The sequence below is a fragment of the Acidovorax sp. LjRoot129 genome, from assembly GCF_964253765.1.
Lineage (GTDB): Bacteria > Pseudomonadota > Gammaproteobacteria > Burkholderiales > Burkholderiaceae_C > Acidovorax.
In genome coordinates this window covers 3,234,384-3,255,907 of the sequence record NZ_CAXUSE020000001.1, presented here as the reverse complement: position 1 = coordinate 3,255,907, position 21,524 = coordinate 3,234,384, and the positions used below count along the sequence as shown (strand labels likewise).

Annotated in this window: 20 protein-coding genes and 1 riboswitch; of the genes, 2 read left to right on the top strand and 18 right to left on the bottom strand. The window is 66.3% G+C overall.

Going from position 1 to position 21,524, the window contains the following annotated elements:
- Positions 1–20: 20 nt before the first annotated feature.
- From ACSQ3Q_RS14990 to ACSQ3Q_RS14975, 4 genes are all read right to left on the bottom strand, one after another.
- On the bottom strand, positions 21–1,106 hold the full coding sequence (locus ACSQ3Q_RS14990; RefSeq protein ID WP_436135152.1) for a phosphotransferase: 1,086 nt from the start codon (positions 1,104–1,106) through the stop codon (positions 21–23).
- A gap of 25 nt (positions 1,107–1,131) precedes the next feature.
- The gene (locus ACSQ3Q_RS14985; protein WP_436135151.1) at positions 1,132–1,851 is read right to left on the bottom strand and encodes a Crp/Fnr family transcriptional regulator; all 720 of its coding nucleotides are present in this window, start codon (positions 1,849–1,851) and stop codon (positions 1,132–1,134) included.
- A gap of 178 nt (positions 1,852–2,029) precedes the next feature.
- On the bottom strand, positions 2,030–2,809 hold the full coding sequence (locus ACSQ3Q_RS14980) for an oxepin-CoA hydrolase, alternative type (RefSeq protein WP_436135150.1): 780 nt from the start codon (positions 2,807–2,809) through the stop codon (positions 2,030–2,032).
- A gap of 40 nt (positions 2,810–2,849) precedes the next feature.
- A complete protein-coding gene (locus ACSQ3Q_RS14975; protein WP_436135149.1) occupies positions 2,850–4,373 on the bottom strand; it encodes a 3-hydroxyacyl-CoA dehydrogenase in 1,524 nt (507 codons plus the stop codon).
- 309 nt (positions 4,374–4,682) lie between these two features.
- Here ACSQ3Q_RS14975 and ACSQ3Q_RS14970 point away from each other — a divergent pair, with 309 nt between their 5' ends.
- Entirely contained in the window at positions 4,683–6,680 is a 1,998-nt protein-coding gene (locus tag ACSQ3Q_RS14970; RefSeq protein ID WP_436135148.1) for a hypothetical protein, read from the top strand.
- A 216-nt stretch (positions 6,681–6,896) separates the two neighbouring features.
- On the opposite strand, the gene thiE is transcribed toward ACSQ3Q_RS14970, so the two are convergent.
- The 4 genes from thiE to ACSQ3Q_RS14950 all read right to left on the bottom strand — a co-directional run bounded on the left by thiE (position 6,897) and on the right by ACSQ3Q_RS14950 (position 10,026).
- Entirely contained in the window at positions 6,897–7,796 is a 900-nt protein-coding gene (gene thiE / locus ACSQ3Q_RS14965; protein WP_436137007.1) for a thiamine phosphate synthase, read from the bottom strand.
- Positions 7,789–8,601 (bottom strand): thiazole synthase, encoded by an 813-nt coding sequence (locus ACSQ3Q_RS14960; RefSeq protein ID WP_436135147.1) that lies wholly within the window; start codon positions 8,599–8,601, stop codon positions 7,789–7,791. Before ACSQ3Q_RS14960 ends, thiE begins: the two co-directional genes overlap by 8 nt.
- Before the next feature lie 82 nt (positions 8,602–8,683).
- Positions 8,684–8,881 (bottom strand): sulfur carrier protein ThiS, encoded by a 198-nt coding sequence (thiS, locus tag ACSQ3Q_RS14955; protein WP_436137006.1) that lies wholly within the window; start codon positions 8,879–8,881, stop codon positions 8,684–8,686.
- Positions 8,882–8,883: 2 nt separating this feature from the next.
- Positions 8,884–10,026: an FAD-dependent oxidoreductase gene (locus tag ACSQ3Q_RS14950; RefSeq protein ID WP_436135146.1), complete on the bottom strand. Its 1,143-nt coding sequence runs from the start codon at positions 10,024–10,026 to the stop codon at positions 8,884–8,886.
- Positions 10,027–10,331: 305 nt separating this feature from the next.
- Here ACSQ3Q_RS14950 and thiD point away from each other — a divergent pair, with 305 nt between their 5' ends.
- Positions 10,332–11,186: a bifunctional hydroxymethylpyrimidine kinase/phosphomethylpyrimidine kinase gene (gene thiD, locus ACSQ3Q_RS14945; RefSeq protein ID WP_436135145.1), complete on the top strand. Its 855-nt coding sequence runs from the start codon at positions 10,332–10,334 to the stop codon at positions 11,184–11,186.
- 121 nt (positions 11,187–11,307) lie between these two features.
- Here the strand turns inward: thiD and ACSQ3Q_RS14940 are convergent, their stop codons facing one another.
- From ACSQ3Q_RS14940 to ACSQ3Q_RS14895, 10 genes are all read right to left on the bottom strand, one after another.
- Positions 11,308–12,588 (bottom strand): purine-cytosine permease family protein, encoded by a 1,281-nt coding sequence (locus tag ACSQ3Q_RS14940; protein ID WP_436135144.1) that lies wholly within the window; start codon positions 12,586–12,588, stop codon positions 11,308–11,310.
- Between the two features lie 156 nt (positions 12,589–12,744).
- A riboswitch (TPP riboswitch) is annotated at positions 12,745–12,849 on the bottom strand.
- Positions 12,850–12,890: 41 nt separating this feature from the next.
- Positions 12,891–13,775, bottom strand: a complete 885-nt coding sequence (locus ACSQ3Q_RS14935; RefSeq protein WP_436135143.1) for a helix-turn-helix domain-containing protein — start codon at positions 13,773–13,775, stop codon at positions 12,891–12,893.
- A gap of 15 nt (positions 13,776–13,790) precedes the next feature.
- The gene (locus ACSQ3Q_RS14930; protein WP_436135142.1) at positions 13,791–14,150 is read right to left on the bottom strand and encodes a nuclear transport factor 2 family protein; all 360 of its coding nucleotides are present in this window, start codon (positions 14,148–14,150) and stop codon (positions 13,791–13,793) included.
- Positions 14,151–14,514: 364 nt separating this feature from the next.
- Entirely contained in the window at positions 14,515–15,570 is a 1,056-nt protein-coding gene (locus ACSQ3Q_RS14925; RefSeq protein ID WP_436135141.1) for an NAD(P)/FAD-dependent oxidoreductase, read from the bottom strand.
- A gap of 124 nt (positions 15,571–15,694) precedes the next feature.
- Positions 15,695–16,024: a ferredoxin FdxA gene (fdxA, locus tag ACSQ3Q_RS14920; protein WP_056744243.1), complete on the bottom strand. Its 330-nt coding sequence runs from the start codon at positions 16,022–16,024 to the stop codon at positions 15,695–15,697.
- 173 nt (positions 16,025–16,197) lie between these two features.
- Positions 16,198–17,652 (bottom strand): GTP-binding protein, encoded by a 1,455-nt coding sequence (locus tag ACSQ3Q_RS14915; RefSeq protein WP_436135140.1) that lies wholly within the window; start codon positions 17,650–17,652, stop codon positions 16,198–16,200.
- On the bottom strand, positions 17,652–18,617 hold the full coding sequence (gene cysD, locus ACSQ3Q_RS14910) for a sulfate adenylyltransferase subunit CysD (protein ID WP_436135139.1): 966 nt from the start codon (positions 18,615–18,617) through the stop codon (positions 17,652–17,654). Before cysD ends, ACSQ3Q_RS14915 begins: the two co-directional genes overlap by 1 nt.
- A 30-nt stretch (positions 18,618–18,647) precedes the next feature.
- On the bottom strand, positions 18,648–19,271 hold the full coding sequence (locus tag ACSQ3Q_RS14905) for a phosphoadenosine phosphosulfate reductase domain-containing protein (RefSeq protein ID WP_436135138.1): 624 nt from the start codon (positions 19,269–19,271) through the stop codon (positions 18,648–18,650).
- Between the two features lie 44 nt (positions 19,272–19,315).
- Positions 19,316–19,705 (bottom strand): DUF934 domain-containing protein, encoded by a 390-nt coding sequence (locus ACSQ3Q_RS14900; RefSeq protein ID WP_436135137.1) that lies wholly within the window; start codon positions 19,703–19,705, stop codon positions 19,316–19,318.
- 28 nt (positions 19,706–19,733) lie between these two features.
- Positions 19,734–21,521 (bottom strand): nitrite/sulfite reductase, encoded by a 1,788-nt coding sequence (locus ACSQ3Q_RS14895; protein ID WP_436135136.1) that lies wholly within the window; start codon positions 21,519–21,521, stop codon positions 19,734–19,736.
- Positions 21,522–21,524 lie beyond the last annotated feature (3 nt).

The window sequence follows — 21,524 nt, the reverse complement described above, 5'->3', positions numbered from 1 at the left end:
CGGTGGTTGTCGTGCCTGCTTCACCCACGCTGCGCAAACGACCACGCCAGCTCGGCCATGGGCCGCGCGGTGTCGCCCGAGGCCTTGGCCTGCGCGCTGGAGGCGGTGCCTGCCTCCACCCGCTTGGCAATGCCCTGCAGGATGGCGGCGATGCGGAACATGTTGTAGGCCAGGTAGAAGTTCCAGTCGGCACGCAGTGCTTCGGGCGTGGCGATGCCGGTGCGTTCGCAGTAGCGGCGGATGTAGCTGTCTTCGTCGGGGATGCCCAGGGTGGCCAGGTCCTGCCCGGCAATGCCGCGGCCCATGGCGGCGGGGATGTGCCAGCTCATGCAGTGGTAGCTGAAGTCCGCCAGCGGGTGGCCCAGCGTGGACAGTTCCCAGTCGAGCACCGCGATCACACGCGCCTCGGTGGGGTGGAACATTAGGTTGTCGAGCCGGTAGTCGCCATGCACGATGGAGACGTGGGCCTCGTCGCGCGCGCTGGCGGGCATGTGGGCAGGCAGCCATTCCATGAGCTTGTCCATCTCGGGGATGGGCTGCGTGACGGACGCCACGTACTGCTTGCTCCAGCGGCCGATCTGGCGGTCGAAATAATTGCCAGGCTTGCCGTAGCTGGCCAGGCCCCGGTCGGCGAACTTGACGGTATGCAGTGCGGCGATGACGCGGTTCATCTCGTTGTAGATGTCGCCGCGCTCGGCTTGTGTCATGCCGGGCAGGGATTGGTCCCACAACACGCGGCCCTGCATGCACTCCATCACGTAGAACGCGCGGCCAATCACCGACTCGTCCTCGCACAGCACAAACATGCGGGGCACGGGCACATCGGTGCCGTACAGGCCGCTCATCACGGCAAATTCACGCTCGATGGCATGGGCCGAGGGCAGCAGCTTGGCCACCGGGCCGGGCTTGGCGCGCATCACATAGCTGGTGCCGGGTGTGATGAGCTTGTAAGTGGGGTTGGACTGCCCGCCCTTGAACATCTCTACCGCCAGAGGGCCGGCAAAGCCTTCCATGTTTTGAGTCAACCAGGCTGTCAGCGTGTCGATATCGAACGCATGCTGGTCGGAGACGGGCCGGGTGCCCACGAAATGGTCGAAATTGCTCATGGGTGGGCGGGGAGTCCGTGTTTCTTCAGTTGTCGGTTTCGGCAATGCGCATCAGCGCTTCGCGGTCGCGCACCACCAAGCCACCCGGCTCGATGCGGATGGCGTCCTCGCGCTCCATCGCCTTGAGCTCCTGGTTCACCCGCTGGCGCGATGCGCCCAGCAGCTGCGCCAGCTCTTCCTGCGCCAGCTGCAGCCCAATGCGCATCTCGCTGCCGTCCGACAGGCTGGGAATGCCGTAGCTGCGCACCAGGTGCACCAGCTGCTTGGCCAGCCGCGCGCGCAGGGGCAGGGTGTTGAGGTCTTCCACCAAACCGTACAGCTGGCGAATGCGCCGTGCATGCAAGCGCAGCATGGCCTCGTAGAACTCGGTGTGCGCCGCGAGGATTTTGCGAAAGTCGGCTTTGGCCACACACAGGATCGTGGTGTCGCCGTGCGCATAGGCATCGTGCGTGCGCCGGTCCCCGTCGAAGATCGCCACATCGCCGAACCAGATGCCCGGCTCCACATAGGTCAGCGTGATCTGCTTGCCCGAGATGGAGGTGGAGCTCACCCGCACCGCACCGCGCGCGCAGGCAATCCACTCCTCGGGCGGGTCGCCGCGTGCGGCGATAAGGCCGCCGTCCTTGAAGCGTTTGACGTATGCACATCGGAGGATGTCGTGGCGTAGCGAAGGTGAAAGGGATGAAAACCAGCGACCTGAGTTGATCGCTTCACGTTCTTCGATAGTAAGAATCGGGTCGTCCATGGCCTGTCTTTTGCGTGACTAGAAACAGGACCATTGTCGCGTCAGGGACCTTCGTCCTGCGTCAGGGTTGTCACCTGCGTGTCTGTGCGGTGCAAGCGGGACCTAAGAAAAGAAAAAGCCCCGGTTGCTGATGAGCAAGCGGGGCTTTTGGGCAGGCGTGGGTGCCCAGGATGCGGCGCTATTCGTAACGCGGCACGCCTTTTTCAAGGAAAGCCGTGATGCCCGCGCCACCGTTGATGTGGTGCAGGTTTTTGACAAAGTGATCGCGCTCGCGGCCCAGGTGCGCAGTGAGGCTGGCCTGGGGTGCCTCGCCCAGCAGTTCCTTGATGCTGGCGAGCGCGTTGGGTGCCTTGGCATTGAGCTGCTCACACAGCGCCAGCGCAGCGTCGAGCGCCGCGCCGGGCTCTGCAATGCGATTGACCACGCCCAGCGCGTGCAGGCGCTCCGCGCCGATGCGGTCGCCGCACATGAGGATCTCGGTGGCTGCCTGCCGCGGCAGGGCCTGCGAGAGGCTCCAGCTGGCGCCACCATCGGGCGACAGCGCCACGTTGCTGTACGCCATCACAAACACCGCGTTGCGAGCCGAGACGATGAAGTCGCAGGCCAGCGCCAGCGAGAAGCCCGCGCCCGCCGCCGCACCTTCCACCGCCGCGACCACGGGCTTGGGGTAGGTGCGGATGGTCTCGATCCAGTTGTGCAGGCCTTCGATGCTCTGCGCCTGCACCTCGGGCGGCTGCTGCCGGTTGGCCAGCAGCCGCTGCAGGTTGCCCCCCGAGCAGAACATGCCGTCAGACCCGGTGATGACCACGCTGCGGATGTCGGCGCTGCTTTCAGCCACGCTCAGCGCCTCCACGCCCGCCGCGTACATCGCAGGGTCGATGGCATTGCGCCGCTCCGGGTTGCGAAGGGTCAGGATCAGGGTCTGGCCCCGGCTGGTGCTCTGCAGTTCTGCGGTCATGGACTAGGCCTTCGACTTCGAGGGAAAGGGCAGTAAAGCGTCAGGCTTCTTCTACGTGAGAAAGGCTCAGGCCAATCGCACCGCGGCGGCGGAGCCACGGGCTGGGGCGGTAGCGGGTGTCGCCGTACACGGTCTGCATGTTGAACAGCACTTCAAGAATATTGGTCGGGCCCCAGCGGTCACCCATGGCCAGCGGGCCCTGTGGGTAGCCCAGGCCCAGGGTCACGGCGGTTTCCAGGTCCTTGGGGGAGCAGATGCCCTGCTGGCAGATGTCGGCCGCGATGTTGACGATGGTGGCCACTACGCGCTGCGTGACGAAGCCGCCGCTGTCGCGGATCACGCTCACGGCCTTGCCGTCGCGTGCGAACAGGGCATGCGCGGCATTGCGGATGTCCACGCGCGTAGCAGGGTTGGTGGCCAGCACGCGGCGCTTGGTGGCTGCATCTTCCACCAGCATGTCGATGCCGATGGTGCGGGCCGGGTCCAGCCGCTCGACCACGGCCACGGTCGTGATGTCAAAGCCCAATGGCGCGACCAATGTAAGGGCGTGGGGCGATGGCGACTGGCCCGTCTCGATGGTGGCGCCCAGGTCCTTGAGCAACTGGTACAGCTCGGCACGCCGCGCAGCGCGGGGCGAGACCCACACCGGCGGAATATCGGCCACCACCGGCACGGGCGGCTCGGCCGGCACCTGGGCAGCTCCGTCGATATAGCGGTAGAAGCCTTCACCGACCTTCTTGCCGACCATGCCCCCGGCCAGCCGCTGCGCCGTGATCACGCTGGGGCGAAAACGCGGTTCGTCGTAGTACTGGCGGTAGATGGATTCCATTACCGGGTGGGACACGTCGAGCGCCGTGAGGTCCATCAACTCGAACGGTCCGAGCTTGAAGCCCACCTGATCGCGCAGGATGCGGTCGATGGTGGCGAAGTCCGCCACGCCTTCGCCCACGATGCGCAATGCTTCGGTGCCGAACCCACGGCCTGCGTGGTTCACGATGAAGCCGGGCGTGTCTTGAGCCTGCACGGGGGTGTGGCCCATCTCTTTGGCATAGGCAGCCAGCGCGGTGCACACGGCGGCATCGGTCTTGAGCCCGGCAATCACCTCGACCACTTTCATGAGGGGCACGGGGTTGAAGAAGTGGAAGCCCGCCAAACGCTCGGGCCGCTGCAGCCCCGCGCCGATGGAGGTGACGGACAGGGAGGAGGTGTTGGTCGCCAGCACCGCATCGCTGCGCACCACGGCTTCGAGCTCGGCAAACAGCGTTTTCTTCACATCCAGGCGCTCGACGATGGCTTCCACCACCAGGTCGCAGCCCGCCAGATCGGTGACGGCCTGCACGGGGTGCAGCCTTGCGGCCAATGCACTGGCCTGGTCGGCGTCGATGCGCCCCTTGGCCACCAGCTTGGCCCACTGCTCTTGCAACGCGGCCTGGGCGGCCTGCGCGGCACCGGGGTTTGCATCGAGCAAAAACACCTGGCTTCCGGCCTGCGCGGCGATCTGCGCAATGCCCCGGCCCATGGCCCCTGTGCCCACGATTCCGATGTTGGGAAACTGAATTTTCATAGCGCCATTATGGCTCTGGCGTTGCGCGGGACTTATGTGCAAGAATGGTCTGCACCAAAACCAGAACATATTGTGAAAATCCGTAACACCATTTTGGGGACCGGTCTGTGGGTGGTTGCTGCTGGCGCCTGGGCACTCTCGCTCGGCAACAGCAGGGGCATGGTGGTGTTGGGTGCTCCGGTGGATCTTTCCTTTGATGTTCAGCCGGACCCGGGGTCTGATGTAGCGTCATCTTGTGTCACCGCCCAGCTGATGGCCGGTGATACCCCGATTGGTGATGCGAGGGTGCGCGTCACACCATTGCCCGACATGCGTGGGCGACCTCCGGCCGTGCGGGTGCAGGCCACGGTGGCGGTAGACGAACCGGTGCTCACGGTGACACTCGCCGCCGGATGCGCCGGCAAGGTCTCGCGGACCTACACTTTTCTTTCAGAACTTCCCACCACGGTGGCGCGGTCCACGTCGCCGGTGGATGTATCGCGGCTGCCGTCTGCCGGTGGAGTTGAGAGCCCACGAGGCGCACCAGCTGGTGCAGGCGCACGCGCGGTGGCCAGCGCGCCCCCGGTGCCTGCGGCGGTGCCTGCCGCGCCCGACAGCCGGCCTATGGTCTCCACGGCTCCTGCCGCTCCCGGCCCCACAGCTCCCCGGGCGGCCGCCCGCCCGCCTGTCCAGCCTCCGGCCCGCAGTGCGGCACGGCCCCCTGCAGTCACTCCGCCGGCCAAGGCAGCAGCTGCGCCGTCTATTGCGGGCAACCGCCCACGCCTGGTGGTCGAGCCGCTCGATCTCTGGATGGATCGCCCCGTGGCGCTGCGGACTTCGCCAGAGCTGCTGGTGACGCCGTCGGATCAGCCCTCGGCGCAGCGCGCGCAGGCAGCGGCCGTATGGAAATCCTTGAATGCACAGCCTGAGGACGTCCAGGACAGCGATCGGCTCAAGGCCCTGGAGGCGGACATGGCCGCCTTGCGCGCCCAGGCCAGCCGCGACCGGGCCAGTGCCGCCCAGGTGCAGCAGCAACTGGAAGTGGCCTTGAGCGAGAGATTCCCCGCGACGGTGGTCTATGTGCTGGGCGGCTTGTTGCTGGCCGCGCTGCTGCTGGTTGCGTGGACCTGGACGCGCCTGCGCAGCGCCTCCGAGAAAGCCGTGCGGGCATGGCGCGACTCTGTGGCTGCGATGGGCGGCCGGGACCTGGCTGCAGCGCACGACGCGGCGATGGGCCTGTCTCCCCATCCTGGCGACACCTGGGCCCCGCCCGACACCTCGCCCCATTCGGCGCCCGCGCCGCTGGCTCCGCGGACCTCTGGCCGGCCGGCGCTTGCCAGCGTGTCGGGTGCCGCGCCGTTGGTGCCCGCATTTGTCGACACCTCGCCTGTGCCAAGCGCATCGGTTCCGCTTGCCGCCGCCCCAGTGCCCGCAGCGGCAGCCGCCCCAGCGCGCGAACCCGCCTTGCACATCGTCAGCCCCGAAGAGCTTTTCGATATCCAGCAGCAGGCCGAATTCTTCATTTCGGTCGGGGAGCACCAGCAGGCCATCGAAGTGCTGAAAAAACACATCGCCGAACGCGGGGACATTTCGCCACTGGCCTACCTCGAGCTTTTGCGGCTGTACCACACCCTCAGCCGTGTGGACGAGTTCACGCAGCTGCGCGCGCAGTTCATGCAATCCTTCAACGCGCAGGTGCCGGAGTTTGCGAGCTTTCATCGCACCGGCCGCATGCTGTACCACTACACCGACGCGTTGGCCGAGATCGAGGCCGAGTGGACATCCCCGTCGGTGCTGCTGCTGCTTGAGAAGATGCTCTTCCGCCGCGCGGGGGCTGAGCCGGTCGAAGCCTTTGACCTCGCGGCCTACGACGACCTGCTGCTCCTGCTGGCGATTGCGCAGACCACGCCAGCGAGTGCCCGTGGCGAGCCGGCGCCCCGCAAGCGCACCACGCCGCTGGCGCCACCGCGTGTAGAAACGGAAGTCGTCGAGGAGCCAGCGCGCGCGTCGGCCACCAGGGATGCGTCGCCCATGGACTCGTTGGCGGCCAGCCTGGAGTTCGACTTTGGCGAAGTCCCGCGCAAAAGCGCCACCCCTGCGCCACAGCCTGCGCCTGCAACCGCCTCATGGCCGCGGACAGAGCCCGACACGCGCGGCGCTCCGCTCGACCTGGATCTGTCCGAGCCGCCGCACCTCACGCTCAGCGATCTGCCTCCCGTGCCGGTCACCGCGCCGCCTGCAGCAGGGCAGGCCGTCGGTTTTGGCATGGACAACGACCTGATGGAATTGCGGCTGGAGCTGGAGCAGAAGAAATCCGGCAGCAAGTGACGCCTCAACGCATGAACGCCTGAACGCATTCATGCGCCAGGGCAACAGGGCAACAGGGCACCCAGGGTGTTCAAGGCATCGGCTGGCCATGGCGGGCGGAGGGCTCCGCCCCTGGCGGCAGTGCGATCCACCGCGTATTTAGCGCCGCTGACCAGCACCCCACCATGCCTTGCCGGCTCACGGCCTCATGCAAGCAATGGCCATGTACCCACAAATTCAGCGCCCCATCCGCTCCATCAACTGGGCTGCAGCCGCTTCTGGGTCTTCAGCATTCACCAGAGCCCGCACCACCGCGATGGAGCCCACGCCCGTGGCCAGCACGTCGTCAAACTGTTCCGCACCAATCCCTCCAATCGCCACCTGCGGGTAGTGGCGCAGAAGCCGCGCATACCCCCCAAGCCGCCCAACACCCTGCGGGGCAGTGGCCATCTTCTTGAGCGTGGTCGGGAACACGGCTCCCATGGCGATGTAGCTGGGGCCCACGGCGTCCGCGCGCACCATTTCAGCGTAGCCATGGGTGCTCACGCCCAAGCGCAGCCCGGATGCGCGCAGTGTGTGCAGATCCGCGTCGCTCAGTGCGTCCAGATCTTCCTGGCCCAGGTGGATGCCATAAGCACCCGCCGCAATGGCAACCTGCCAGTGGTCATTGATGAACAGCAGTGCGTTGGTGCCCTGCACGGCCTGTACGGCGGCGCGCACTTCGCGGTCAATGGCTGCGGCGTCGATGGACTTGAACCGCAGCTGGACCGTGGGCACGCCGGCCCGGGCCATGCGGCCGACCCATGCGGCGTCGGGCAACACCGCGTACAGGCCCAGGTGCTGAGGGCAAGTGGCGAATGCCTGCGCACGGGGCAACGGTTGCAGGCCAAAGTCCTCCGGCGCGTCGGGCCACAGCCCGGGCTGGGCGCTGCCCGTGCGCGCTGCGCGGGCCTGCCAGGCTTTGGCCACACATTCGGCATCGTGGGCGATAAAGCCCAGCGCGCTGCAGGCTTGCAGTGCTGCCAGGTAGACGGGGTCTTGCCGGGTGGGCGCAGGCACCGGTTCGGGCCCGAAACCCGCAAACGTGGCGGCATGGTGCGCAATGATGTCCTGCGCGAGGGTGGCGGTATCAAGCATGTTGTGCATGGTGCCAAAAAGGGGTGCCCATCACCGGCGTGCTGGGCTGCGCTGCGTCTTGGGCCGACATGGCTCCCGCCCGGTGTGCGGTGCGGCCGGCGTTGACCGCGTCAGCGAACGCACCGGCCATGGCCACCGGGTCTTGCGCCAGCGCGACGGCGGTGTTCAGCAGCACGCCGTCGTAGCCCCATTCCATCACCTGGCAGGCGTGTGATGGCAGGCCCAGACCGGCATCCACCAGCAGCGGCACGTTCAGGCGCTCGCGCAGCGTTTGCAGTGCATAGGGGTTAACAGGGCCCCGGCCCGTGCCGATGGGCGCGGCCCAGGGCATCACGGCCTGGCAGCCCACGTCCACCAGGCGCTGGCAGACCACCAGGTCCTCGGTGCAGTAGGGCAGCACCTGAAAACCTTCCTTGATGAGGTGCTCTGCCACGCCCACGAGGTTGAGCGTGTCGGGCTGCAGGGTGTAGTCGTCGCCGATCAGCTCGAGCTTGATCCACGGCGTGTTGAATACCTCGCGTGCCATCTGCGCGGTGGTGATGGCTTCTTGCGCGCTGTGGCAGCCCGCGGTGTTGGGCAGCACCGGCACGTTCAGCTTGCGCAGCAGCTCCCAGAAGCTGCTGCCGCTCTCGGCCGGGTTGCTGCCCTGGCGGCGCAGCGAGGCCGTGACCATCGCCGGCTGTGCGCGCTGCACCGCTGCCTCCAGCACGGCGGGCGAGGGGTAGCGGGAGGTGCCCAGCAGCAGCCGGCTGGCGAAGTGCTGGCCGTAGAGCACCAGGGGGTCTTGGGGCGTCAGGGTGGTCATGTTGTTACTATGATTTTTATAGCTGCTGGCGCTTGATGGATAAGCGCTGAGGGCCTATTTGTCTCAATATTTATCGGTTCAATCATCCACCCGTCACGGGCGAGATGATTTCCACGCGGTCCCCAGCCTGCAGCGCGTGCGCGGCGTAGCGGGTGTTGGGCACAAAGGTGGTGTTCACGGCCACCGCAAAGGGCGGGCGGGCGGCGATGGCGGCCACGGCGTCGGCCACGGTGGCGCCCTCGGGCAGGTCGTGCGGGACTTGATTGATGGAGATCGAGATGTTCATGCGAAGGCGCGGGCTGCTGCGGCTGCGGCGCTGGCCGGGTCCGGGGGTGTGGGCTCCAGCTCCAGCGCAAGGTCAAAACGTTGCGAAAGCTGCGATTGTCCCGCGTTCAGCACTTCGAGCGTCACATCCAGCATCGCGGGCGCGATCATGAAGCCGTGGCGGTACAGGCCGTTGATCTCCAGCACCCCCGGGCGGGGCTGGCGGATGGCGGGCAGGTTGTTGGGCAGGGTGGGGCGGCACTGCGTGGCCAGCTCCAGGATGCGGCCTTCGGCAAAGCCCGGGTGCACGGCATAGGCGGCCGAGAGCAGTTCCAGGGTGGAGCGCACGCTGGCGGGTGAGCGGTCGTCCGATTCAATCTCGGTCGCGCCGATCACGAACAGGTGGTCCTGTTTGGGCGCGATGTAGATGGGGTAGCGGGGGTGCACAAGCCGCGTGGGGCGCTGCAGCGTCACATCCGGGGCGTAGATGCGCGCCACCTCGCCGCGCACGCCGCGCAGCGCGCCCCACTGCGGCTTGGCGCCCAGCCCGCGGCAATCGAGCACCCAGTCGGGCTGGCCCGGCTGGCCGGGGGCGAAGTCTTCGGTGGAGCGCGGTGCGTGCCAATGTGCGCACACCGCCAGGCGCTGCATCTCCACCACCAAGGCAGCCAGCAGCTGGCGGTTGTCCAGCTGGCCTTCGCCGGGCAGGTACAGGCCTTGTGCAAACCGATGCGCCAACGTGGGCTCGGCCTGGGCCAAGGCGGATGCATCGAGCTTTTGCAGACTGGGCAACTCAGGCACGGCCAATTGGTTGGTCTCCAGCTGGCGGGTCAGGCGCTGAGCCTCGGCGGCATCCTGCCGGTGCCAGACGATGAGGGTGCCGGCCTGCTGAAAGAACACAGGTTCGGCCAGCCGTGCCAGCAGCTCGGGCCAGCGGGTGAGGGCGTGGTGGCCCATGCGCACCACACCGGGCTCGGTGATGGCGGACTCGGCCAAGGGTGCCAGCATGGCCGCCGCCACGGTGGCCGCAGAGCCTTCGGCCGCCGGACTGCCCGCGTCGTAGATGTCGATCCGGTGCCCCAAGCGGGCCAGCTCCACCGCCAGCAGGCGGCCCATGAGGCCCGCGCCGAGGATGGCAAATGAGGAGGGTGAGAGCGGCATAGGCGATTCGGTGTGTTGTCCGTGTGCTGCAGTCAAGGCGCACGGAAGGTGCGGGCCAGGGTGCAAGGGACAAAACGGGCTGTGCCGCTGGTGGAAACTCCCCACGCCAGCATGACCTGGATCGGGTAGCGGGGCGGGTACATGCCGTTGGCGATGCGGGGCCCCAGGGTATTTCTCAGTCCCCCTTGCCGGTCATTGATCCATGACCGATCCGGCGGGACACCCCTGTTTCGTCCGAAAAATCAATTACAGCACATCACCCCGCCGCGCCCTTTTGACCTGGCGCATAGGCCATAATTTTTGCCATGACATCTTCGACTCAGGCGCCCGCCGCGGTGCGGCGCTACGCACGCGTGCTTTCCATTGCGGGCTCGGACAGCGGCGGCGGGGCAGGCATCCAGGCCGACCTCAAGACCTTCAGCGCCCTGGGCTGCTACGGCATGACGGCCATCACGGCCATCACGGCGCAAAACACCTGTGGAGTCACCGGCATCCACGGCATTCCGCCCGAGATGCTCAAGGCCCAGATCGACGCCGTGGTGCAGGACATCGGCGTGGATGCCGTCAAGATTGGCATGCTGCATTCGCCCGAGGTGGTGCGCGTGGTGGCCGACGCCATCCGCACCTACCAGCTGCCGCACGTGGTGCTGGACCCGGTGATGGTGGCCACCAGCGGCGACCGGCTGATCGCACAGGAGACCGTGGCCGTGCTGGTGCAAGAGCTGTTTCCGCTGGCCGAGGTGATCACGCCCAACCTGGACGAAGCCGGCTGGCTGCTGGGCCGCAGCATCAAGGGCGTGGAAACGCTGGGCGAAGCCGCGCAGGCGCTGTGCGCGTTGGGCGCGCGCGCGGCGCTGCTCAAGGGGGGGCACCTGCCAGGGCATTGGGTGGTGGATGTGCTGGCCACACGCGGCGGTGGGCTGCAGCGGCTCGAATCCCCGCGCATCGCCACGCACAACGGCCATGGCACGGGCTGCACGCTGTCGTCCGCGATTGCCGCTCACCTGGCGCTGGGCTTGCCGCTTCAGCAGGCGGTGGAGCGCGCCCGCAACTACATCCTGGGTGCCATCGCCGCGGGGGCCGACGTGCACACCGGCCAAGGGCACGGCCCGCTGAACCACGGCTATGCCCCGGTCGCCCAGGTGGTGGTGCAGGGTTGATTTTTTGAGTGTTTTAGGCCGCTAGCGCTTGTGTGTCAAGCGCTTGTTGCTATAAAAATAATAGTAAACGCCTGCAAGCCTCGCACAAGGCTGCAGCGGCCTGGGCCGCCGCCGCGGGGCGTCAGGCGCGGCGCGGGCGCGTGGCCCAGGCCAGCACCAGGCTGAACGCCAGTGCAGGCAAGGCCGAACCCGCCCCGGGCACCACCTTGGGTGCAAGGTGGTACACCGCAATGCCCAGTACCCAGATCGCCACGGGGACCGCATTGACCCGGCGCGCCGCGGCCAGCAATGCGGGCGCATTGGCTCCAAACGCCAACCGACCCAGGATCACGCCAAAGAGGGGCACAAACACCGAGCTGAGCAGCAGCAAAAACGGCTCCAGGCTGTGGATGGGCAACACCAGCGCAAGCGCGGTGCACACGGCGGCCATGGCCAGGCCCCATTTGCGCACGCCCCAGCGGGGCAGCAGGCTGTGGGCCGACACCGCGCCCGAGTACGCATCGCCATAGGCGTTGTCCACTTCGTCAATCAGGATGAGTGACAGCGCAATCAGCCCGCCCTGGGCCAGCAGCAGCGCCTGCACCAGGTCCTTGCTGGGCAAGGTCAGGGCCACTAGCACGCCCAGCGTGTAGCACCACATGTTGGCCAGCGCATAGCCTAGCCAGGTGCCGCGCAATGCGGAACCGCCGTTCTTGCCGTGGCGCGCGTAGTCGGCCACCAGCGGCAGCCAAGAGATGGGCATGGCGATCACCAGGTCCAGCGCGGGCAAAACGCCCATGCCGCCTTCGCCCTTGCGCGTCCACAGTGCTTCAAAACCTTGTGTCTGCGCCAGCGACAAGAACTGCCACGACAGCCACAGCAGCGACAGCACCACCAGCGGCAGCGCCACGCGTGCGATCACCTTGCGCACCAGCTGCACCATCGAGCCGCTGATGAGCAGCATCACCACGCCGCCCCACACCAGCGTGGCCAGCACGGGCCAGTGCGCACCGGCCAAGTGGCCGGACTGCTGGCCGATGGCCACGGTGGCGTCGCGCATCACCACCAGCTCGAACGTGCCCCAGCCCACCAGCTGCACGATGTTCAGGATGATCGGCAGGCTGGCGAAGGTGCGGCCATACACCGCGTGCATCAGGCCCGCACTGGCCAGGCCGCTGTCGCAACCGATCTTGGCCACCCAGCCCAGCAGGCCTGCGCCCACGATGGAGCCGCAGACGATGGCAATCAGCGCCTCCTGAGTGCCCAGCGCAGGCATCAGGTACGCGCCCACCTGCATGACCAGCAAACCCACGCCCAGGCTGAACCAGAGCGAGGCATGGTCGTGCCACTGAAAGACACGGCGGTCGGGGGATACGGGGGCCAGCGCTTCGTTGGCGGCGGGCGCAGCGGGGGATGAGGACATGGGCAGGCTCCGTGCAGTACAGACATGACCTACGCAAAACAGGGCTCAGGCCAGCGGCTCAGCCCCAGGCGGGCTGATGTCGCATCCCGATTTGCGTAAGTCCTAACAGAGCAGGGCGGCGGCCTGAAGGCGCAGCCCAAGATCACTCAAGGTCCGGCCCAAACAGACATGCTTCCCTGCGCGAGGATGATCTCAATCAGGTTCAAAGGGACTCTCTCAGTCGATTCCGGCGGCCCGGTGACGACACCCCTAGCGATGGCGCTCCGCGAAAGGAGCGCGGTGGGCATTGTAGTGGGGCGTGTTCAGCGGCCTGTGGCGGCGGCGATGGGGACCGCGTAGTGCATGACCGAGGTGTCCGCCGTCGGGTGGTACTGCGAGTCGTAGATCTCCAGATCCGGCCCCAGGGTGTGCGATTGCCCGGAGGACAGCAGCCAGCTCGAATAGATGTAATTGACCGTGGCATCGACATTTTGCGCAGCACCCCGGTGGGTGAAGCGTGCATAGGTCGCTGCGGGCAGCTCCATCGCCACCATGCCGTCGGGCAGCGCGCCCGGGCCGCGCACCTCGGTGCAGGCCAGGTAGCGCAGCTGTTCGGTGTGTGGCCCCGCGGGTGCCACCACGCCATAACAAATGCCGGGCACCACGTTTTGAATCTCGCCCAGCCGTGGCAGAAACTGGCCCCACAGCGGCGGCAGCTTCTGGCCGAGGTTGTTCTTCTCCGAATCGATGCCGTAGTAGTCGGTAGGCATGCCGACCATTTGCATGGCGGGCCGCTGCTGGATGACCGGCGCCAGCGACAGGTTGCTGTGGATGTGAGCGAGATAGCTTTCGTCGATGCGGATCTTGCGTACGAACAGCGATCGGTTGCCCATCTTGCGGTACTGCGATGGCGTGAGCCGAAAGCAGTCCTTGAAGGCGCGGGTGAAGCTCTCTTGCGTCTCGTAGCCTGCTGCTAGCGCGATGTCCAGCACCGGAAGCCGCGTGCTGGTCAGCTGCTCCAGCGCCCGGGCGAAGCGCCGCGACCGGATGTAGGTCTTCAGGGTCTCACTGGTCAGCGCCTTGAAGATCCGCTGGAAGTGCCACTGGCTCATGCCCGCGGCCCGTGCCACATCGACAAGCTCGATATCCGATTCCAGATGGGCCTCGATGAAATCGATGCCCTCCTGTATTTGCCTGAGATAAAGCACGGTGGTGTTGTCCGATCAAGGGGTTTCAAAAAAGCCGGTCATGGCCACCAGCCGGTTGCGGTCGTTGTACCGGCCGTAGCTGACGCCTTCGCCGATCACCTGGCCGGTGCCGTCGACCATGTTCCATTTGGCGATGCTCTGCTGGTTGTGGCTCGCAAAGTAGTGGGTCACAAAATGGCCGCCGGGCACCTGGCGATGAAAGTCGTCCATGTAGGCGGTCAACTGGTCCCAGCCCTGGGCCGTGGCCAGCGGGTCGTTGTAGGTGCAGGCGGGGTCGAGGGACTCCGTGAAGAGTGCCGTCCGCTCCGCGGCCGAATCGGCCTTCCACGACGCGGTGTAGGTGTCCCAGATGGATTGAAGGGGTTGTTGGCTCATGGTGTGCTCCGATGGGTGTTGAAGGGAGACGCCATCGTGCCGGGCACGTGCGTGCCAATTGGACATTTTGTGCTTTTATCTGGAGCGCACAGTGAGGCGTGCAGTGCAAAGCATGTGGCAGGGAGAAGGGCCTTGCTGGGAGCCGGGGATGAGCGTTGGCCGCACCGTGCCAGGCCGGCCACCCAGCGTGACCTAGGGATGGCCTGCATAACTCCCTGCGGTCTGTGATAGCGCGGTCTCGGGCGGTCTACTGCGTTGCTTTTCTTGCCAATAGCCGGGCTATTGGCTGCAAAAAGACGCCTTGTAGCCCATCCCGTTCCGCACTATCACCGCCTCGCGAGGGTTATGCAGGCCATCCCTAGCTTTACGCGCCTGCTGGGGGCAACGTCACCGGGGACACACCGAGCAATTGGTGCAGCCGTGGACTGGTGGTCGTGTACTGCAGCGCCACCTTGTCGCCCTTGAGCGCCTCGGCCGCGCCAAAGGCTGCCAGCGTCGCTTCATGAAAGCCGCACAGGATCAGTTTGCGCTTGCCGGGGTAGGTGTTGATGTCGCCCACGGCGTAGATGCCGGGCACGCTGGTGCGAAACGCTTCGGTGTCCACCACCAGTTGCTTGCGGTCCATCGCCAGGCCCCAGTCGGCAATGGGCCCGAGGCGGGGCGAGATGCCCAGCACGGCAACCAGCAGGTCCAGCGCCAGGGCGCGGCTGCTGCCATCGGCGTCCACCAGCTGCAGGGCGGTCAGCTGGTCACCAGCGGTTTCGATACCGGTGATCTGCGCGGCCTCGACGTGGATGCGGCCCGCATCGCGCAGTTGCTGCAGGCGCTGCAGCAGGGCATCCGGGGCCTGGAACACATCGCGGCGGTGCAGCAGGCTGACGCGGGCGGCCTGGCCTTGTTCGGCCAGTTCCACGGCGCGGGCCACCGCGGGCTCGTCGCCGCCGTGCACCACCACATGGCGCCCGGCCACGTTGGCCGTGGAGGGCAGGTTCTGGTAGTGGACCTGTGTGCCCACAAAGCGCTCGATGCCGTCCACCTTGAGCGCACGCGGCACAAAGGCGCCTACGCCGGCGGCAATGAACACGCTGCGGGCCAGCAGCTGCGCACCTTGCGAGGTTTCGACCAGCAGGCGCCCATCGGCGTGCACGGTGAGTGCGGATACCAGCGTGTTCAGGTGCCAGTGGTTCTTGAACGGCGCAATCTGCTGAAGCAGCAAACCTGCCAGCTCGCTCCCGGTGCACACCGGGATGCCCGGGATGTCGTAGATGGGTTTGTCGCCGTACAGCTCGACGCACTGGCCGCCCGCATGGGGCAGGGCGTCGATCAGGTGGGCGGTAATGCCTTGCAGGCCCAGCTGGAAAACCTGGAACAGGCCCACGGGACCCGCGCCGATGACGACGGCATCGGTTTCTTGAATCATGCTCAAGCCACGCGCGCAGCGCCCGAAACTGGCGCTGCCAAAGACCTGTGCCACCGTGGAACTGGCTTTGCCAGGCCACTGGTGGCGTCCCCCTTGGGGGATGGCGCGAAGCGACTCAGAGGGGTCACTTGACTAGTTCGTTGACCTTGCCCGGCTTGCCGTTCCACTCGTCGGCGTCTGGCAGCGCGGGCTTGCGCTTGGTGATGCTCTTCCAGCCGTCGGCAAAGGACAGGTCGGCGTTGAGCTTGATGAAGGCGATCTGGTCTGCGGGCAGGTCTTCTTCGGCAAAGATGGCGTTGGCCGGGCACTCGGGGATGCACACGGCGCAGTCGATGCACTCATCGGGATCGATGACGAGCATGTTCGGGCCTTCGCGGAAGCAGTCCACAGGGCACACGTCCACACAATCGGTGTACTTGCACTTGATGCAGTTTTCGGAGACGACGTGGGTCATGACAGGTGTTGTGTGGGTCGGTGAAAACCCTCAATTTTAAGAGCTTTCACCGACCTTGGTTACAGGGCCCCTCTCTTGGGAGGGGTGTCTGGGTGGGCAGGGGCTGATTTGGATCAGGAGCGGGGCCGAATGACGCGTGCCCGGGCGGGCTTTGCAGTCTGCCCCCAAACGCTTCAGTTCACCAGTACGGCGCCCGCCGTTTTGTGGCTGGCGGTGTCCACCAGGATCAGCGAGCCCAGCACCCGGGCTTTGCCGAAGGCCGCGGCCGGAATCGCCTCTTGCAGCAGCAAGTCAACATGGCCGATGGCATTGGGGTCGAGCTGGGTGGCGGCTTCTTCGGCCAGCGTGTTGATGTTGAGCTTGTGCACCACGGCTTTCACCTTGGCCTTGACCCAGCGGTGGCCGTGCAGCGCCCAGTACACGCGGCCGGCGACCAGGGGCTCGTCGTCCATCCAGGCCACGGTGGTGCGCAGCTCGCGGCTGGCAGGCCAGGCGGGTGCGGCGGCGGGGGTGTCGCCAAAGTCGTCGTCGGCAGCAGGGGCGGCTGCGGCCGTAGGCGCTGCCAGGATCCAGTCGCCGCGCGAGACGTCCACTTCGCGATCCAGGATGATGCCGGCGCTGGTGCCCGCAGGCACGTCCTTCGGCCGGCGGGCATGGTCCAGCACCTGGGCCACGGTGGCGAGCTGGCCACTGGGGAAGATCTGCACCGTGGTGCCGGGCGCTACGTTGCCAGAAGCCACACGGCCCCAGAACACGCGGCGACCTTGGGATGTGTCCGACGACGAGGACGAGGATTTCTCGACCCACTGCACGGGGAAGGCGAGCGGCAGCCCGGTGTCAGCCGGCGTGTTGGGCAGCTCTTCCAGCACCTGCAGCAGCGTGGGGCCTTCGTAGCCGCACCAGCCGGCGTGGGCATCCACCAGGTTCCAGCCCTTGAGGGCCGACACGGGGACTGTCGCGCGCACGGCGATGCCGGCCGCCTGGGCAAACGCGGCCAGTGCGCCCTGGATGTGTTTCCACGCGAGGGCTGGGTCTTCCACCGCGTCGAGCTTGTTGACGGCGAACACCAGCGAATGCACGCGCAGCAGGTGGGCCAGGAGGCTGTGGCGGCGGGTCTGCGGCAGCAGGGCCAAGTCGGCGTTTTTCCAGTCGAGCTTGGTGGCATCGACCAGCACCACGGCCGCATCGGCGCTGCTGGCGGCCGTGACCATGTTGCGGGTGTACTGCTCGTGGCCGGGGGCGTCGCCGATGATGAATTTGCGCGACTCGGTGGCGAAGTAGCGGTAGGCCACGTCGATGGTGATGCCCTGCTCGCGCTCGGCCGAGAGGCCGTCGGTCAGCAGTGCCAGGTCGGTCTCGCCCTGGCGCTGCACGCCGGCCAGGTGGTCTTGCAGCACGGCCTTGCTGTCCACCAGCAGGCGGCCGATCAGCGTGCTCTTGCCATCGTCCACCGAGCCGCAGGTGATGAACTTCAGGGCAGAAATGTGGTCATTTTTGCTACGGCCGGACTCTTGCGAGTCCTTAACTTCGCTTGCAGCGAAATTAGCCTGCGCTGAAACTCCAGAAGAGTTTTGGCCGCCAGCGCTTGATACATAAGCGTTAGTAGCTATCGAATTCATAGTAGTCATCAGAAATACCCGTCCTTCTTGCGCTTTTCCATCGAGGCGTCGCTGGTCTTGTCGTCCATGCGCGTGGCCCCGCGTTCGCTCACGTCGGCGGCCAGGGTCTCGATCACGATGTCGGCCGCGGTGGCGGCGGTGCTCTCCACCGGCGCGGTGCAGGTGATGTCGCCCACGGTGCGAAAACGCACGTCGCGCGTCTCGACCACGTCGCCTTCGCGCGGTGGGGTCAATTCGGTCACGGGCATCAACATGCCGCGGCGGTCCACCACTTGGCGCTTGTGGGTGTAGTAGATGGTGGGCAGCGCGATGTTTTCGCGGTCGATGTACTGCCACACATCAAGCTCGGTCCAATTGCTGATCGGGAACACGCGGAAGTGCTCATTGGGCTGCAGGCGGGTGTTGAACAGGGTCCACAGCTCGGGCCGCTGGGCCTTGGGCTGCCATTGGCCGAAGCTGTCGCGGTGCGAGAAAATGCGCTCCTTGGCGCGGGCCTTTTCTTCATCGCGGCGCGCGCCGCCGATGAGTGCGTCGAAGCGGAATTCCTCGATCGCTTCTAGCAGCGTGACCGACTGGTGCACGTTGCGGCTTTCGCCCGGGTGAGCCAGTCGCACGGTGCCACGGGCCATCGAATCCTCCACGCTGCGCACGATGAGTTCGGCGCCCAGCTCCTTGGCGCGGAAGTCGCGGAAGTCCGTCACCTCGGGGAAGTTGTGGCCCGTGTCGATCATGAGCAGCGGGTACGGAATGCCGCCACCGCTGGCCTTGGTGCCAAAGGCTTTCTCGGCGCACTTGAGCATCACCAGCGAGTCCTTGCCGCCCGAGAAAAGCAGGGTGGGGCGCTCGAAGGCGGCGGCAACTTCGCGCAGGATGAAGATGGTTTCTTCTTCCAGCGCGTCGAGGTGCGAATTGTTCAGGTGGTAGCTCATGTCTTTGTTCTGCTGCAACTGCGCGGAATCGGCGCGGGCGTTCATGGTCGGATGCGGGGTGGGCGGAGCGGGGGCTCAGTGCGCGATGTGCAAGCCGCACTCGCGGTTGTCTTCGCCCTTGGTCGGGTCCACGTAGTCGAAGTTGTTGGGCAGGCCGTGTTTGACGCAGTACTCGTGCAGCTCTTTGGACGACCAGTGCAGCAGCGGCGCCACCTTGATCAGGCCGTCGGGGTTGATGCTCACGGGGTCCATCTGCGCGCGCACGGCGGTGTCGGTGGCGCGCAGCGCGGTGAACCAGACCTTGGGCGCGGTCTCGCGCAGGGCGCGGGCAAAGGGTTCGAGCTTCACTTCTTCGGTGAAGGCCGCGTGGCGCGGGTCGTCCAGCGCGGGTGTTGCGCCCTCCACGGCTTCGCGGTGCGCACGCGAGCGGCGCGGCAGGTAGATCTTGAGGTTCAGGCCCAGCTGCTTGGTCACCTCATCGGCAAATTGGTACGTTGCCTCGGTGTTGTAGCCGTTGTCCATCCAGACCACCGGCACATCGGGGTTCACCGCAGACACCATGTGCAGGATCACCGCTTCGAACGGGCGGAAGTTGGTGGTGACGATGGGGCTCTGGCCCAGGCCCAGTGCCCAGGCGACGAGGCCTTCAGCATTGCGGCCCAGGTCGGCATTGACGCGTGCGAGATCGAATTGGCTCATGGTGGGGTGCTCGTGGGTGTGCGTACCAGCGCTGCGGGCCTGGCTCAGGCGGCAGCCTTGTCGGCAAAGAGTGGTTGCGGGTGCACCGCGTCGCCCTGATAGAAGCCAGGGAACATGTCGAACTGGCGCTGGGCGTCGGCCGGGTCCACGCCATCGCGCAGCACGGCCGACGAGAAGCCCGTGCGCTGCATCTGCACCAGTTGGTCGATGAGCACATCACCGGTGGCGCGGATGTCACCCTGGAACCCGCGGCGGCGGCGCAGCAAGAAGGCCTGGCTGAACGCTCGGCCATCGGTGAAGTTGGGGAAGTGCAGGTCCACACGCTCGACGCCGTCAAGCGACAGGGCCAGCGCATCCGCATCGTTGGCCAGCGCCACGGTGCGGGCATCGCCTGCTGCGGGCGGCTGGTGGTCTTGGGAGGCAAGAATTTTCATGGGTCTTGTAGGGCTTGGCGTCTGGCGATCAGGCCGTGGCCAGCTCTTCCTTGGCGGGGTGGCGGGCGGTCTTGGCGGCTTCCTTGAAGGGGTCAAGGCCGGTGCGGCGCACGGTGTTCTGGAAGGTCTCGCCGCCTTCGCGCAGGCTGCGGTAGGTGGTGAGCACGGCTTCGATCACATCGGGCACTTCGGCGGCCGAGAACGACGGGCCGATCACCTTGCCGGCCACGGCGGCGCCCGACAGGTCCGAGCCGTCCGAGCCACCAACGGTGACCTGGTACCACTCCTTGCCGTCCTTGTCGACGCCCAGAATGCCGATGTGGCCGCTGTGGTGGTGCCCGCAGCTGTTGATGCAGCCGCTGATGTGCAGGTCGATCTCGCCGATGTCGTCGAGCTCGTCCAGGTCCTGGTAGCGCTGGGTGATGGCCTCGGCAATCGGCAGCGAGCGGGCGTTGGCCAGCGCGCAGAAGTCGCCGCCGGGGCAGGCGATCATGTCGGTGAGAAGCTGCACATTGGCGCTGGCCAGGCCCAGGGCCTTGGCTTCTTGCCACAGGTCGAACAGGCGGCTGGCATGCACCCAGGGCAGCACCAGGTTCTGGTCGTGCGTCACGCGGGCTTCACCAGCGGAGTATTTGTCCACCAGGTCGGCCACGGCGATTAGCTGTTCGCTGGTTGCGTCGCCCGGCGACTGGCCGGGGCGCTTGAACGACAGCGTCACGGCGCGCAGCTGCGGGTTCTGGTGCGCGTGCACGTTGCGCTGCAGCCAGCGGCCAAACATCACATGCTCTGCTGCCTGGGCGTCCAGCGATGCCTGCAGGGCTGCAGGCGCCACATCGGCAATGTCGTCCAGCTGGGGGGGCACAAAGCAGGCGGCCACGCGGTCGAACTCTGCCTGCGGAATGGTGTGGGGGCCGCCGTCGATCTCCACGATCTGGCGGTACTCTTCTTCCACATCGTCGATGTATTTCTGGCCTTCGGACTTGACCAGGATCTTGATGCGTGCCTTGTACTTGTTATCGCGGCGGCCGTGCTCGTTGTACACGCGCACGATGGCCTCGATGTAATTCATGATCTGCATCCATGGCAGGAACTCGCGGATCACCGTGCCCACCACCGGCGTGCGGCCCATGCCGCCGCCCACGAGGACCTTGAAGCCGATTTCACCTGCATCGTTCTTGACGAGGTGCAGGCCCACGTCGTGCCAGCCGGTGGCAGCGCGGTCGTCTTTGCTGCCACTGATAGCGATCTTGAACTTGCGCGGCAAGAAGGCGAACTCGGGATGCAGCGTCGTCCACTGGCGGATGATTTCCGCGTACGGGCGCGGGTCCACGATCTCATCCACGGCCACGCCGGCCAGTGCGTCGGTGGTGGTGTTGCGGATGCAGTTGCCGCTGGTCTGGATGCCGTGCATGTCTACGCTGGCCAGCAGGTCCATCACGTCCGCGCTCTTGGACAGCGGAATCCAGTTGAACTGCACATTGGTGCGCGTGGTGAAGTGCGCGCAGTTCTTGGGCAGAAACGTGGTGCCCAGCAGGCCCTGGCCTTCCATGGCGGTCTTGAAGACGGCGGCTTCGGGCTCGTCGTACTCGCGGGCGATAGTGGCCAGCGCGCGCAGCTGGCGGCTGGCGATCTCGCCGTAGGGCACGGCCACGCGCAGCATGGGCGCGTAGCGCTGCACATACCAGCCGTTTTGCAGGCGCAGCGGGCGGAAGTCGTCTTCCGTCAGCTTGCCGTCTTGCCAGCGGTTGAGCTGGTCGCGGAACTGGCGTGCGCGCTGTTGCACGAACTGCTTGTCGAATGCGGTGTATTGGTACATGTG